The sequence below is a fragment of the Mycobacterium sp. 852002-53434_SCH5985345 genome (assembly GCF_001667155.1).
Taxonomy (GTDB): Bacteria; Actinomycetota; Actinomycetes; order Mycobacteriales; family Mycobacteriaceae; genus Mycobacterium.
The window spans coordinates 1-744 of the sequence record NZ_LZIE01000096.1 but is presented as its reverse complement, the minus strand read 5'-3'; the positions used below and the strand labels follow the sequence as shown (position 1 = coordinate 744).

General features: G+C 70.4%; 1 pseudogene. It reads right to left on the bottom strand.

The window, feature by feature from the left end:
- Positions 1 to 744, bottom strand: a pseudogene (locus tag A5756_RS24195) (AMP-binding protein); the annotation flags it as partial.

Here is a 744-nt window from a genome sequence, read left to right as displayed (position 1 = left end):
GCCCAGGCGCCGACCAACTCCGCTGGGCAGGCCTCCCCGCCGTGATCAGCGTGTCGAGTCCGTCCAGCCGGGCCCGATCCAGCGACGCCAGCACCGTCGGGGTCACAATCGCCGCACTGACCCGCTGGTCCTGCAGCACGGCGGTCAGCGCATCCCCGGCATACGCGTCCGGCGGGGCCACCACAAGTGCGGCCCCCGAAGCCACTGCCCATATCCACTCGAAGATCGAGGCGTCGAAGGTTGGCACGGCCACATTCAGCACTCGGGCGTCGGCACCCAACACGAACACTTTGCGTTGCGCCGCAGCCAATCCGACCAGGCCGGCGTGGCTGACCGTCACGCCCTTGGGCGCGCCGGTGGATCCCGAGGTGAAAATCACGTACGCGGTGTCGTCCACCGCCAGCGGCGCCAGCCGGTCGGCGTCGGTGATCGGCTTCGCGCACCGCCCCGACAGATCGAGTTCGTCGACACGCAACACCGGGCGCGCGCCCGCCCCGACCAAAGTGTCGGCGCCACACGTCAACACACACACCGCGCCCACCGCATCCAACACCGTGGCGATCCGCTCGACCGGATGCGACCGATCCAGCGGCACATACACCCCGCCGGCCTTAGCCACCGCCCACCACGCCACCACCAACTCCACACAACGATCCATCGCCACGCCCACCGCGCGCTCAGGACCCACCCCCGCCTCGATCAACACCCCCCCACCCCCCCCGACCCCCCAAACCCCCCCCCCAA